Source organism: Clostridium sulfidigenes, assembly GCF_000732635.1.
GTDB lineage: Bacteria > Bacillota > Clostridia > Clostridiales > Clostridiaceae > Clostridium_J > Clostridium_J sulfidigenes.
Window position 1 is genome coordinate 1 of record NZ_JPMD01000044.1, and the last position, 14,076, is coordinate 14,076.

A 14,076-nucleotide genomic window follows, 5' to 3' on the forward strand; every position below is an offset into this window, starting at 1 on the left:
TAAATTTGATAGAAGCAAGAAGTTCAAGGAAATGACTGAGTGAGGAGCAGAGTTTATTAAACATAAATGAGCACCGCAAGGAAGGAAATTGACGAAGAAATTCGAAGCTTATAGAAAATTTAATCTGGTAATTATGCTTTTGATGGATACACCCGTTCCCATACCGAACACGAAGGTTAAGCATCAAGAGGCCGATAGTACTGCACGGGAAGCTGTGTGGGAGGATAGGTTGTTGCCAGGTTTTTAATGTGGTTCACTAGCTCAGTCGGTAGAGCACATGACTTTTAATCATGGTGTCCGGGGTTCGATCCCCCGGTGAGCCACCAATATTATAAATATGCTGAATTAGATATGAGCTAAATTAAAGCAGGCAAGTATAATGTGATTCAGTTATTTTTATGTCTAAAAATGAAATTTTGATTATGCGGGAGTGGCTCAGTGGTAGAGCGTCACCTTGCCAAGGTGAACGTCGCGAGTTCGAATCTCGTCTTCCGCTCCAATATGCGGGTGTAACTCAATGGTAGAGTGCTAGCCTTCCAAGCTAGTTACGAGGGTTCGATTCCCTTCACCCGCTCCAAATATGGTGGATGTAGTTCAGTTGGTAGAGCGCCAGATTGTGGTTCTGGTTGTCGTGGGTTCGAGTCCCATCCTCCACCCCAGATAATATAGATAAGAAAACCTTCTGTTTTTATAAACAGGAGGTTTTTTTATTATTTAATATAAAAATAATATCATGCTAAATTTATTTTAATCATAGTATAATTAAAATAAAGCTATAGATAAATACTTATAAAATCAAATAATTAGTAACATATTAGAATTATAAGTGGATAAATTCTAAGGAATTTTAGCTTATTTGTGGATAAATATTATATTTATATAAAATGTTATATAAATTTTAAATAAACATGGAGGATAAAAATATGATTTTTGATAAAGAAACTAGGGTTGTTGAATTTGTAAGAAGACCTAATAGATTTCAAGGATATGTAATAATAGATGGTAAAGAAGAGTTGGTGCATGTACCTAATACGGGAAGATGTAGAGAAATTCTAATTCCAGGATGCAATGTATTAATAAGAACAGAGAATGGAGCTAATAGAAAGACTAGATTTAGCCTAATTGGTGGATATAAAAATGGAAAGTTAATAAACATAGATTCTCAAGCTCCAAATAAAATTGTAGAAGAAGCATTAATAAATAAGAAGATTAAGGGCTTAGAAAGTTATACGACTATATGTAGGGAAAAAACTTTTGGTAATAGCAGATTTGATTTTAAGTTAACTAATGATAGTGGAAAAGAATATTACTTAGAGGTTAAAGGGGTAACTTTAGAGGAAAATGGACATAGTATGTTTCCAGATGCACCTACGGATAGAGGGCGTAAACATCTTTTAGAGTTAATAGAGGTGAAAAACTCAGGTAAAGGTGCGGGAGTTATATTTTTAATTCAAATGGATAATATAAGTACTTTTAAACCAAATGACAAAATGGATAAGGCATTTGCAGATGCATTAAGGTTTGCTAAAGGTAATGGAGTTGATGTATTTGCATATGAGTGTAGTTTAGGTGAAAACTTTATAGAGCTTACTAAACCAGTAGAAGTTTTAGTATCCATTTAGATATGTAATAGAAGGGTGAATTACTATTTAAAATTCAAAAGCTATAAAGCCTAATATTATGATAATATAATAATGTAATCAGATATCTAAACAATTTCTAAAACATAATATTTTCCTTTTCATGGCTCAACGTTCATATGTTGGGCTTTTTTAAAGAGATTTTGTTTATGTAGAAAGTTAATTAAAATTTAAGTTAGGGGGGAGCATATGTTTTACATCGGTATAGATATAGGATCAACAGCTGCAAAGGTAGCTATATTTGAAAATGATATAATAAATAGTACTTTTGTAATCCCTACAGGATGGAGTAGTTTAGAAACTGCAAAAAAAATAGAAAGCATATTAGATGATAAAGGTATAAGCAAAAAAAATAGAAAAATCATAGCTACAGGTTATGGTAGGGTATCGGTTCCCTATGCAGATAAGACTGTAACTGAGATAACGTGTCATGGTAAAGGAGCTGCTTATATATATGATGAAGATTGCACTGTAGTAGATATTGGTGGTCAGGATACCAAGGTTATAACTGTAGAAGGAGGACTTATAACGAATTTCACAATGAATGATAAGTGTTCTGCAGGAACAGGAAGATTTATAGAGATTATGGCTAATACATTAGGGGTAAATATAGATGAATTATGTAAGTTAGCAACTGATGGAAAGGATGCAAGTATAAGTTCTATGTGTACTGTATTTGCTGAATCAGAAGTTATAAGTTTAATAGGAACTGGTAGAAAGAAAGAAGATATTGCATTTGCTATTGTAGATTCAATCGTAAGTAAAGTAGCCACTATATGTGGTAAGCACTCTACTGCACAAAACTATTTTTTAACTGGTGGACTTTGCAACTGTGAATATATAGTAAATAGTTTATCTGAAAAATTAGGCTCACAGGTTAAAACAAAAGATAGTGCAAGATTTGCTGGAGCTATTGGAGCTGCTTTATTAGCTAAAAATTTAAAATAAGTATAGGTAAACTTTATTACCTATACTTATTTTTATAAAATGTGTTAAAAATTATTTTAATCTAGTTAAACTAATTTTTAATACGTCATTAGTGTAGTTTACATCCACAGAATCAGTCATCATGCCTACTAAACTTAATTCAGAAGAGGAATCATTATCTCCATTAAGAGCCCAGTAATACTCCTCAATATCTTGTCTCCTTGGCATGTTTAACTGAGATGTCAAATCATTTAGTATTTGCTCACTAATATCAGGATTTACACTGGTAAAGCTGATATAGGTAATATCACCCTTAGTATTAAAATCTATATGTAGATCACTACAGCCAATTCTAACTAAGTAACTAGTTAGCTCACTAAGTATTTTTATATTTCTTTGACGTAAGTGTTTCATAATTAATATTCCTTTCTAAATGCAGAAATTAGTGGTAGTAAGAACATACATACAAGGCCACCTGAAAAGCCATTATTATATAAAATCATTCCACCGTGTAAATATGTAATATTCATTACTAGGCAAGCATGTAATACTCCTGCAATTATTCCCCACAGCCATCCAAAAGAACCTGCAATTGGAGCTAGAGTTGTACCAAAAAGTAAACTTAGAATAACGCTAGGCGAGTTTATTTCCCAAATATTAAAGAAAGTACATAATATTATACCAAACATTATAGGGATTATATTTTTTAGATGCTTACCAAAGGCTCCAAACCCAACAATAGTTAATATACCACCTAAAGTTGGACCATTCAAGTCACCATTTACTAAAACAACTAAAAACATTGAAAAGAGTCCTAGAATCCCCATATTTATTAAAGTAATTCCTTCACCAAAAATAAGATAAAAATCTGTAAGCAATCTACCAGAATATCTCGTTATTTTTGTAATGTTTTTAAAGCTATTACCATTATAGTAAAAACCCAAAGTTATCATAGCTAAAAATATCATTGAAAATAATATAATAAAAGGAACATTATTGCCTGTAGACCATATAATTCTACTTTCAAAGTCAATACCAAAAGCTCTAAGTAAAGACATTAATACTGTACCTATTAATCCTGCAGCTAGGCCTACATTATAAAGGCTATATCCTTGATGTATTCTCATACAAGCAGAAGCTAAGGGTGGAAGTAAAAAACCTATTACTATACTAATAAGGATACCTATCATAACAGATAGATAAAGAGGTATTGTAGTAGTACCAATTAGTTGAATTAAAGCTGGAGATAAGGTTGTTCCAAAAAGTGCAGTAACTATATAATTGGAGAATGGTTCCTTTTGAAATCTTGAGTACAACCAAATACCAAATATAATAGGCCAGATATTTAAAATATTTTTACCGAAAAGGGAAAAACCACTTACTGTAAATACACCTGCAATTATAGTTCCTGAGGGTTTAACGTTTAAAAAAATTAGCATTATTACATAAAATATAATCAAAAGTGCACAGTTTATGAAAGTTGCACCAACACCGCCAATTTCCATGTAATCTGTTATGAGTATATCTGGGTTTAAGATTATATTTCTTAAGCCAATGAATATCTGATGTGGTGAGTTAAAAAGAAAAGATACTAATATTAATATTCCACTAAGACATAGAAATAGTTTATAGGGTAGTGGAATTCTAGTGGTAAAGTCTTTTATAATAATCAACTCCCTTGAATTTATTTACACTCTTCAAATAAAGGTGTATATTTTTAATATATATAAGGCTTTACTTCTATAGTATATCAACTTTTATAAGTGATAACTATAGTATTTATATTATAATTATTTTAATTTCAAGCACAAATAAGCATATATATAATATTGTTTTAAACTAGTTTAATTATGTAGATTAAACAATAATGAAATATTTTAAATTAGAAAGAGGAAATAAAAATGGTAATGGATATAGTAGTTTATAATTGTGAGAAATGTCCTGATTTTAAACAAAATAAATGTGATGGAAAGGAAGTTAATTGTATGTGCAAAAAATGTCCTAGAAACTTAGGACAATGTTTAATTGTAAGGTATTGTAGAGAAACAGAATCTGTTTTAGATTGTTTCGATTATTAAATTAAAAAGTAGGTATAAAATATATGATAATACAAAAGATATAATATTATAATACATAGGAGTGTTAAAGTAATGGTGTCCAATGAAATTAAAAGTAGAATTGCTCAAAACTGTTCATTTTATAATGAGAGATCATATTATCCAAATGAAATACTTATGCAATTAGAACAAAGTTGTAATAATTGCTCTAATTTTGTAAGAGGACATTGTGTAAAAGATATATTTGATGAAATATACGAAGAAATCAGATTGAAATAAGTATTATATTTCCAAAAACTTAATAAAAATTTAAATTATAATAATATATCCCAATATTTAATTTATTATGGTTGAGAAACCTATGGAAAAATGTTAAAATGTAATTGATTTCAAATCAGATATTGGAAATTATAAAGTTTACTTTATTTTAGGAGGGTGAATCATGCACAAGAGATTATTTATACCAGGTCCAGTTGATGTGGCACAAGACGTATTAGAAAAAATGGCTACACCAATGATAGGACACAGAAGCAAAGAGGCATCAAGAATACAAAGACAAATTAGTGATTACATGAGAGTTATATTTAATACAAAAGAAGAAATATTACTTTCAACTACTTCTGGTAGTGGGCTTATGGAAGGTGCTGTTCGTTCATGCACAGCTAAGAGAGCTGCAGTTTTTGCTGTAGGTGCTTTTGGTAAGAGATGGTATGAAATGGCTGTAGCTAACAATGTACCAGCAGATTTATATGAAGTTGAATGGGGTACACCAACAACTCCAGAGCAAGTAGATGAAGTTTTAGCCACTGGAAAATATGATTTAATAACAGTTACTCACAACGAAACTTCAACTGGTGTTATGAACCCACTAGATGAAATAGCTAAAGTAGTGAAAAAATATCCAGATGTTGTATTCTGCTTAGACACTGTAAGCTCAGCTGCAGGAACAGAATTAAAAGTAGATGAATGGGGAGTAGACATTTGTATTACTTCAACTCAAAAAGCTATAGGACTTCCTCCAGGAATGTCAATGTGTACTTTCTCTAAAAAAGCTATAGAGAGAGCAAAACAAGTTCCACATAGAGGATTATACTTAGATCTTTTATCATTATATGAATACATTCAAAAGAAAGATTATCAATATCCATCAACACCTTCATTATCTCACATGTTTGCATTAGAGTATCAACTTGATAAGATTATAAATAAAGAAGGTCTTGATAAGAGATATGCAAGACACATAGAAGGCGGAGAAATTGTTAGAGCATGGGCAAGAAAATACTTCGAAATATTACCAGATGAAAGATATATGTCTAACACTTTAACTAACATAAAGAATACTAGAAATATTGATGTTGCAGCTTTAAACAAAGCTCTAGGAGAAAGAGGATATCAAATTTCTAATGGATATGGAAAGTTAAAAGATAAGACTTTCAGAATAGCTCACATGGCAGAGACTACTCCAGCAGAAATTGAAGAATTATTAAAGAACATTAACGAAATATTAGGACTTGAATAATTAAGAAGGGGTAATTCCCTTCTTAATTTTCAAGTAATAAAGATTCATATACAAGTTTAAAATGTATAAGTTTTCAATTTATATACTTAATGTATGTGGATGAAGTTAGATTTTAAATAATTAATTATTAATTAATTTTATTTTAGGAGGGTATCATCATGATAAGAGTATTAGTTACTGATGGCATGGAGAAAAGTGGAATACAGGTATTAAAAGATAATGGATATGAAGTTATAGAGAAATTTTATGAGCCTGAAGAATTAGGAGTAGCTTTACAAAACTTTGATGTAGTAGTAGTAAGAAGTGCTACAAAGGTTAGACAACCAATAATAGATAAAGCTTGTGAAACAGGAAGATTAAAATTAATAATCCGTGGTGGAGTAGGTGTAGATAATATAGATGTAGCATATGCTACTGAAAAAGGAATAAGAGTTGCTAACACTCCTAATTCTAGTAGTGCATCAGTTGCAGAACTTGCACTAGCTCATATGTTTGCAGTTTCTAGATTTGTAAGTACTGCAAATGTGACTATGAGAGAAGGAAAATGGGAAAAGAAAAAATATGAAGGTATTGAGTTAAGTGGAAAAACCTTAGGCTTAATAGGTTTCGGAAGAATTTCAAAATGTTTAGCTCAAAAGGCTGAAGTATTAGGAATGAAAATTATGTATACTGATATCCTTGGTAAAGCTGAAGGGTATGATAAATATGAATATGGTACTTTAGAAGAAGTATTATCTAAATCTGATTATGTATCTCTTCATATACCATTCATAAAAGAGCAAGGAGCTACAATAGGTAAAGCTCAACTTGATATTATGAAAGATGGAGCTGTACTAATTAACTGTGCTAGAGGTGGAGTTGTAGATGAAGCTGCTTTACTTGAAGCTTTAAATAGTGGAAAATTAAGAGGAGCAGGCGTTGATGTATTTGAAGTTGAACCAACTAAGAATGAAGAGCTAGTTAACCATCCAAGAGTATCAGTTACACCACACATTGGAGCAGCAACAGTAGAAGCTCAAACAAGAATAGGTGAAGAAATAGTTCAAACTATATTCGATTTCTTTAAATAATATTAATTACGTAGGAGGAAAAAATATGGCAGTTGTAAGACCTTTTAAAAGCATAAGACCAACAAAAGAGCTAGTTTCAAAAGTAGCAGCTCTTCCTTATGATGTTATGAATACAGAAGAAGCTAGGGAAATGGTTAAAGGAAACCCTTACTCTTTCTTACATGTTGATAAAGCACAAATTGATTTACCAGCAGAAACAAATCAATATGATGAAATAGTTTATAACACCGCTAGAAAAACTTTAGACAAGATGAGAGAAGATGGAACTTATATTCAAGATAATGCTCCAAGCATGTATATTTATAGACAAATCATGGATGGAAGAGTTCAAACTGGTATAGTTGGATGTACTTCTATAGATGATTATATGAATGATATAATTAAAAAACATGAGCACACTAGAGCTGAAAAAGAGCAAGATAGAATTAATCACGTTGACCATTGTAATGCAAATACAGGTCCAATTTTCTTAACATACAAAAATGTAGGAGAAATTGATGAAATAGTTGCTTCATGGACTGCTAAAGAGCCAGAATACAACTTCGTTTCCGAAGATAGAATATCTCATATTGTATGGGTTATAAATGACACTGAAACTGTAAAAAGATTAGAAGAGTTATTTAAATCAGTTAAATATCTTTATATAGCTGATGGTCACCATAGAGCTGCATCTGCTGTAAAAGTAGGTAAAATGAGAAGAGAAGCAAATCCTAGCTATACTGGAGAAGAGGAATTCAACTTTTTCCTATCAGTTATATTCCCAGCAGATGATTTATATGTAATGGATTATAACAGAGTAGTAAAAGATTTAAATGGAAATTCTAGCGAAGAATTCTTAAATAAAGTTTCTGAGAAGTTTACTGTAGAAGAGTATAAGAGAGAAGGTCAATACAGACCAGAAGGAAAAGGTTATTTTGGAATGTACTTAGATAACAAGTGGTATAAGTTAACTGCTATAGATGGAACTTATGATTCAAAAGATCCAGTTAAGAGTTTAGATGTATCTATACTACAAGAAAACCTTCTAAGACCAATACTTGCTATAGAAGATCCAAGAACAAGTGATAGAATAGATTTTGTTGGTGGAATCAGAGGTCTTAAAGAACTTGAAAGAAGAGTAGCTGAAGGAATGAAAGTTGCGTTCTCTATGAATCCAACAAGCATAGAAGAACTTATGAACATTGCTGATGCTGGAGAAGTTATGCCTCCTAAATCAACTTGGTTTGAACCAAAATTAAGAAGTGGAATCTTTGTTCATGAATTAAGCTAAGGTAAATTAAAGGTAAAACTTATTTGTATCTTATCTAAATCAAAAAAGCTAAATCTTATAAAAGTAATTATACTTTTTAAGATTTAGCTTTTTTGAGTATATAAAGTTGTAAATATAAACAGAGTTCTTAGCTTCTATGAAGCTTTAGAAATACTTAACATAAATACACAGTTGAATTATATTAGTAAAAAATATAAAATTGATATATTCAGAGAATAAAAATTTACGTATTTATTTATAATTTAAAGGAAAAAGTTAAAAATATCTTTAAGGTTATAAGGTAAATACCACATATTAAGGAGATGCAAAAATGTTACAACATTCATTATCAAGAACAGAGCTATTAATAGGAAAAGATGGTTTAAATAAATTAAAAGGCAGTAAGATTATTGTATTTGGAGTAGGTGGAGTAGGCAGCTTTACAGTAGAAGCATTAGTAAGAGCAGGTGTTGGAACTATTGTTTTAGTTGATGATGATACTATTTGTTTAACTAATTTAAATAGACAAATACATGCAACTTATGATACTGTGGGAAAAGTAAAAGTTGAGGCTATGAAAGATAGAGTTCTTTCAATTAATAAAGCATGTAATGTAATAACTCATCAAGTTTTTGTTACTAAAGAAAATATTCCAGAAATAATTAGTGATGATGTTGATTATGTTGTAGATGCTATAGATACTGTATCAGCAAAGATTGCTCTGGTAGAGTATTGTAATGAAAAGGGTATAAAAATAATCTGCTCTATGGGTACAGGAAACAAATTTGATCCTACACAATTTAAAGTTGCAGATATATATGATACTAAAGTGTGTCCACTTGCAAAGGTTATGAGGCATGAACTTAGAAAAAGAGAGATTAAATCCCTTAAGGTAGTTTACTCTGAGGAGATGCCTACAAAACCAAAACAAGATGATGTGGTTACTTGTAAAACAGGGTGTGTATGTACAGGTGGGACTAAAAAGTGTGCTATAAAAAGACAAATACCAGGGAGCATATCTTTTGTGCCACCAGTGGCAGGAATGATAATAGGTGGAGAAGTAATAAAGGACTTACTTAAAGAAAGCTAATTAAAAGGAATCTAATAAAAATCAACATTAAGTAAAATATACCTTTAGCAGAGTGTAATTGCTTATTTAAGTTTATAATATAAAAATCCGTCAGTATAATACTTGACGGATTCTTATTTAAAAAATTATGTTTATCCGATAATTATTTGAACCGATACTTCCATTTTTTATGAAAGATAAGGCAATTATGACTATTGATAACAATTTCTAAAGAGCAAAGCTCTAAGAATTCAGCTTATTTAGCTAATTTAGCTAATTTATATAATGCTAAGGCATAAATTTCTGTAGCTTTAACTAAATCATGCATAGTAATAAATTCATTTGGTTGATGTTCTGTCTTTTCTGAGGTAGGGAATACCATACCAAAGGCTACACAGTTATCTATAGCTCTAGCATAAGTAGCGCCACCAGATGATTCTGGTATTCCATCATATCCTGTTTCTTCATCATAGACTTCTTTCAATGTTTTAATTAAGAAATGATCTGCAGGAACATATATGGATTCCATCCAGTCGAACTCATTATATTCTAAACCATATTCTAAAGCTTTTTCCTTTATTGGATTAACTATGTCTTCTTTTTTATAGGTAACAGGAATTCTAATATCTAAAGATATAGTTTCTATATCTTCATTTAAATCAATTTTACCTACATTTACAGTTAGTTTTCCAGATACATCTTCACATTTTGGTATGAGATTTTTAATTGCAACATCTTCACCAATTACATTGGCTATGAATTTTATTGAGTTAGATGAGGAGCCCATTTTTTCTAAAGCTATAGCCAGTCTAGAAATAGCATTAATCCCCTCAGCACTATCTGCAGAGTGAACACCTTTTCCAATAACAGAAATAGAGTTTTCATTTAAAATATATTTATAATTTAAACTGTTTAATACATTTTTAAGAGAATTAATTTCTTCTGCAGTTCCTGTATATGTAGCGTTATCGGGAACAGAATTAAATGCATTTCCTGCACTTAAAGTTAAATTAGAACTCTTTTTACAAGTTAAAGTAGATTGAAGTAATCCTTTTTCTGCATTTATACAGAAGAATTCACTATCGGGAGTTATTCCCATAGCAGGAATCTCTTCACCATTCTCTTTATATTTATTAATACCCCTCCAAAGATTTTCTTCATCTGTTCCAAATATAAATCTTATTCTTTTATTTAATTTGATTCCTAAGTCCAATAAAGCTTTTACTGCATATATGCAAGCTATAGTAGGACCTTTATCATCTTGAGTTCCTCTTCCATATATTTTATCATCAACTATGGTTAATTCGTATGGAGGGTATGTCCAAGAATTCAAATCTCCTTCAGGAACTACATCTAAGTGGCCAAGAACTCCAACTAATTCAGGGCCCTGGCCAACCTCTGCATAACCATAGTAACCATCTTTATCATAGTAAGTTTTAAAGCCTAAAGACTCACATAAATTTAAGGTGCTTTTTAGACAATCGTCTATATTTTTACCAAATGGATAATTAGGGTTATCCTCGTCTATAACGCTTCTAAAACTTACAGCTTCCTTTATAGAGTCTATGAGCTCAGGTATTAACTCATTAACTCTTTCTTTTATTTCTTCTTTTTTTATCATGAGACTATCCCCTTTCATTTTAGATAAGCTTTACATATTGTTGACACATATGAAATTAAGGAAATATATCCTATAGTTTAAATTAAACATAGATGATAACATATGTCAATATTACAGTAGGTTAATATATCGGACATTCTTGATTTGAATACTTGTCTATTATTCTTATTCATATTTATATATTTTTTATATGAATTAATGAATTAATAAATTAATATATACAATAGTATATTTTTGTTAGGATAATTACTTTACTTAATAGCTATAAAAATAAAGAATTCAATTCAATAAAAACATATATTAATTATGATATAATATCATTGAAAAAGGAGTGATGTTAGTGAAGAAAAATCAAAGTTTTGCCATAACAATATTTATATTTATTATTATGGCTGTAATTGCTATAGTCGATAACACTAAGGGAATATTTGTCCCTGTATTTAAAGAGACTTTTAATACAAATAATACAAGTATGGGCATGCTCTTATCGGTATGTTCTTTAGGATACATAATATTTACTTATATAGGTGGACTACTATGTGAAAAATTTGGACAAAGAAATGTAATCTGTACGGGGCTGTTCACTATTATAGCCTCTGTTTTAATAGTAGCTTTCTCTAAAACTTATACAATACTATTAATTGGAATGTTTTTAATAAACATGGGTATTGCTTTTGTAATGATTGGAGTAAATACGCTAATACCAGCTCTATTTATTACATTCCAAGCAATAATGATGAATTCAGCTCATTGTTTTTATGGATTTGGATCTACGGTAGGACAATTTGCTATTGGAAACATTTTAGACAATGGAGTAAGTTGGAGAAGTGTATTCTTTGGAATAGCAATGATTTTTATTGTAGTATTAATAATATTTTTCTTTATAAAAATCCCTAATTTTAATATAACTAAAAAAGAAAATAAATTTAATATAGCTATAGCTTTTAAAGAAAAGTATATGTATATCTATGCTATAGCATTAGGAACATACGTGTTTGCAGAAATGGGGATGTCTAATTGGATAGTTAATTTCCTCATGGAAAGTTATAACTATACTAGCAGTAGTGGAGCTATGTTTTTGTCAGTCTTTTTCTTTTTACTTACTATAGGTAGATTATTAGGTGGGTTTGTAGCTGAAAAGTTAGGATACTTACAATCAGTTTTATATTCTTTACTAATTGCATGTGTATTATTAATAATTGCTCTAATTGTTGGACATAGTGCTCTCATTTTAATATGTGTAACAGGACTATTCTTTGCAATAGCATATCCTACAGTTGTAGCTACTATTAGTAAGGTTTTTAAAGATAATAGTTCATATATAACAGGATTAATTTTAACGTTATCAAGCACTATAAGTATGATTCTAAATCTTATTATGGGAAGATTAAATGATATTATAGGGACAGCAAAAACTTTTTATTTAATACCAATAAGCTTGAGTATTTCTATCTTGTTTGTATTTCTAATATATAGAGGAAATTATAGTATTTTTAAAAGGGGAGGTAATGAAGTTGAGCAGTGAAAGGGAAGTAAGTATTAGTAATGCAACTGATGAAGCAAATAAATATATAATAAGAGATTCATCTGGAATTATAGTAGGAAGATTTATAATCTTAGATTTAGACCATGAGAACAAAGGTGTAATAATAAAATTAAAGTTTTATAAAAGTGGAAGAGATGCTAATAAAACATTACAAGATGCCCTAAAGTTGATGCTAAATAACTTAATAAAAAGCAAAGGTCTTCATAAAGTTAATATTATATGTGATGAAAAAATAAGTTTAACTCCTTTTACAAACTTAGGATTTCAATTAGAAGGATATATATCAGATAGTATTATAACAAAATTTAAATATGAAGGTAGTTTATTATTTGGAATAGTAGAAGAAGAATTTTATAATAATTCATATAAGAAGGAGCTAGCAATTCAAGGAAATAAAATAAGTATAAGAGTTCTTAATTCTGATGATGCAAGTGATTTATTAGAGTATTATACGAGAAATAAGGAATTTCTATCAAAGTTTGAACCGCACAGAGATGAAGAATTTTATACAGTAGAAGTTCAAAAGCAATCTTTAATAGAGAATTACAAAGAATTTATTAAGGGTGAAGGAGCTCACTTTGGAATATATAAAGCAGAGAAGATGATAGGAAGAATACGTATATATAATATAGTCCACGGTGTATTTAAGAGTGCATTTATAGGATACTCTATGGACGAACAGTATCAGGGAAATGGATATATGAAAGAAGCTGTTAGTTTAGTTGTAACATATGCCTATGAAGAATTAGGACTTCATAGAATAGAAGCAACAACTTTAGTTGATAATGAAAAGTCACAAAGAGTTTTAAAGGCATGTGGATTTAATGAACTAGGTATATGTAAAGAATATCTACACATAAATGGAAAGTGGAGAGATCATGTTATATTTTATAAAAATAATAAATAATTTTAATTTAGGAACTAATTAGTTTAATTCAAATATAATTTGTTATACACCGTCCATATTAAAGGTGGTGTATTTTTATTTATTTAAGTGTATAACTTTTTTAGGAACGTGGTATTCGAGTTTATCACCTATATGTTGGAACTTTATCTAGTTTCCTATATAAATATTTATATAGGTTACCTTTTATATAGTTAACTATTTAGCTATTTAACTAGTTAACTAGTTAAATAGTTGTTTTATCCATGTGGGTTTCAAGGGAATTAGTATTTTGATAATAAGACTAAATACATTATAATAAGCAGCAGTAATAATGATGTTGTTGTGTGCTTACCTATAATAAAAATTCAAATTGATATACTATATTTTAAATAAATAGTAAAAATAATAGAATATAAACTAATACTTTACCTAGTGTATCAATATTAGGATAAGGTAGCATTTAAATGAAAATAGAAGGTATGTAAGGATAAT

13 protein-coding genes, 4 tRNA genes and 1 rRNA gene are annotated in these 14,076 nt (G+C 29.7%); 15 read left to right on the top strand and 3 right to left on the bottom strand.

What is annotated here, in order from left to right; translation table 11 throughout:
• Positions 1-123 precede the first annotated feature (123 nt).
• From rrf to IO99_RS15895, 7 genes are all read left to right on the top strand, one after another.
• A 5S ribosomal RNA gene (gene rrf, locus IO99_RS15865) occupies positions 124-241 on the top strand.
• Positions 242-250: 9 nt separating this feature from the next.
• A tRNA-Lys gene (locus tag IO99_RS15870) sits at positions 251-326 on the top strand.
• A 98-nt stretch (positions 327-424) separates the two neighbouring features.
• Positions 425-499, top strand: a tRNA-Gly gene (locus IO99_RS15875).
• Between the two features lie 4 nt (positions 500-503).
• A tRNA-Gly gene (locus IO99_RS15880) sits at positions 504-577 on the top strand.
• 6 nt (positions 578-583) lie between these two features.
• Positions 584-659, top strand: a tRNA-His gene (locus IO99_RS15885).
• A 264-nt stretch (positions 660-923) separates the two neighbouring features.
• The gene (gene sfsA / locus IO99_RS15890; protein WP_035135206.1) at positions 924-1,622 is read left to right on the top strand and encodes a DNA/RNA nuclease SfsA; all 699 of its coding nucleotides are present in this window, start codon (positions 924-926) and stop codon (positions 1,620-1,622) included.
• A 207-nt stretch (positions 1,623-1,829) separates the two neighbouring features.
• Positions 1,830-2,588 (top strand): acyl-CoA dehydratase activase, encoded by a 759-nt coding sequence (locus IO99_RS15895; RefSeq protein ID WP_035135208.1) that lies wholly within the window; start codon positions 1,830-1,832, stop codon positions 2,586-2,588.
• Between the two features lie 51 nt (positions 2,589-2,639).
• Here the strand turns inward: IO99_RS15895 and IO99_RS15900 are convergent, their stop codons facing one another.
• Positions 2,640-2,981, bottom strand: coding sequence for a hypothetical protein (locus IO99_RS15900; RefSeq protein ID WP_035135210.1), 342 nt, complete (start codon positions 2,979-2,981; stop codon positions 2,640-2,642).
• Between the two features lie 2 nt (positions 2,982-2,983).
• Positions 2,984-4,240, bottom strand: coding sequence for a DUF1576 domain-containing protein (locus tag IO99_RS15905; protein ID WP_242844141.1), 1,257 nt, complete (start codon positions 4,238-4,240; stop codon positions 2,984-2,986).
• Positions 4,241-4,468: 228 nt separating this feature from the next.
• Between IO99_RS15905 and IO99_RS19370 the strand changes: the two genes are divergently transcribed.
• The 6 genes from IO99_RS19370 (at position 4,469) to IO99_RS15935 (ending at position 9,552) form a co-directional block, all read left to right on the top strand.
• Positions 4,469-4,645: a hypothetical protein gene (locus IO99_RS19370; RefSeq protein WP_167403159.1), complete on the top strand. Its 177-nt coding sequence runs from the start codon at positions 4,469-4,471 to the stop codon at positions 4,643-4,645.
• A 72-nt stretch (positions 4,646-4,717) separates the two neighbouring features.
• A complete protein-coding gene (locus IO99_RS15915; protein WP_035135212.1) occupies positions 4,718-4,903 on the top strand; it encodes a hypothetical protein in 186 nt (61 codons plus the stop codon).
• Between the two features lie 163 nt (positions 4,904-5,066).
• A complete protein-coding gene (locus tag IO99_RS15920; protein WP_035135214.1) occupies positions 5,067-6,143 on the top strand; it encodes a pyridoxal-phosphate-dependent aminotransferase family protein in 1,077 nt (358 codons plus the stop codon).
• A 158-nt stretch (positions 6,144-6,301) separates the two neighbouring features.
• Entirely contained in the window at positions 6,302-7,213 is a 912-nt protein-coding gene (locus IO99_RS15925) for a D-2-hydroxyacid dehydrogenase (protein WP_035135216.1), read from the top strand.
• A gap of 25 nt (positions 7,214-7,238) precedes the next feature.
• A complete protein-coding gene (locus IO99_RS15930; protein WP_035135218.1) occupies positions 7,239-8,483 on the top strand; it encodes a DUF1015 domain-containing protein in 1,245 nt (414 codons plus the stop codon).
• Positions 8,484-8,793: 310 nt separating this feature from the next.
• The gene (locus tag IO99_RS15935) at positions 8,794-9,552 is read left to right on the top strand and encodes a tRNA threonylcarbamoyladenosine dehydratase (protein WP_035135219.1); all 759 of its coding nucleotides are present in this window, start codon (positions 8,794-8,796) and stop codon (positions 9,550-9,552) included.
• 235 nt (positions 9,553-9,787) lie between these two features.
• Here IO99_RS15935 and IO99_RS15940 read toward each other — a convergent pair whose 3' ends face one another.
• Positions 9,788-11,152 (bottom strand): M20 family metallopeptidase, encoded by a 1,365-nt coding sequence (locus tag IO99_RS15940; RefSeq protein WP_051824241.1) that lies wholly within the window; start codon positions 11,150-11,152, stop codon positions 9,788-9,790.
• Between the two features lie 340 nt (positions 11,153-11,492).
• On the opposite strand from IO99_RS15940, the gene IO99_RS15945 reads away from it, so the two are divergent.
• Positions 11,493-12,677, top strand: coding sequence for an MFS transporter (locus IO99_RS15945; RefSeq protein ID WP_242844142.1), 1,185 nt, complete (start codon positions 11,493-11,495; stop codon positions 12,675-12,677).
• Positions 12,661-13,605: a GNAT family N-acetyltransferase gene (locus tag IO99_RS15950; protein ID WP_051824243.1), complete on the top strand. Its 945-nt coding sequence runs from the start codon at positions 12,661-12,663 to the stop codon at positions 13,603-13,605. Before IO99_RS15945 ends, IO99_RS15950 begins: the two co-directional genes overlap by 17 nt.
• The last annotated feature ends 471 nt before the right edge of the window (positions 13,606-14,076 follow it).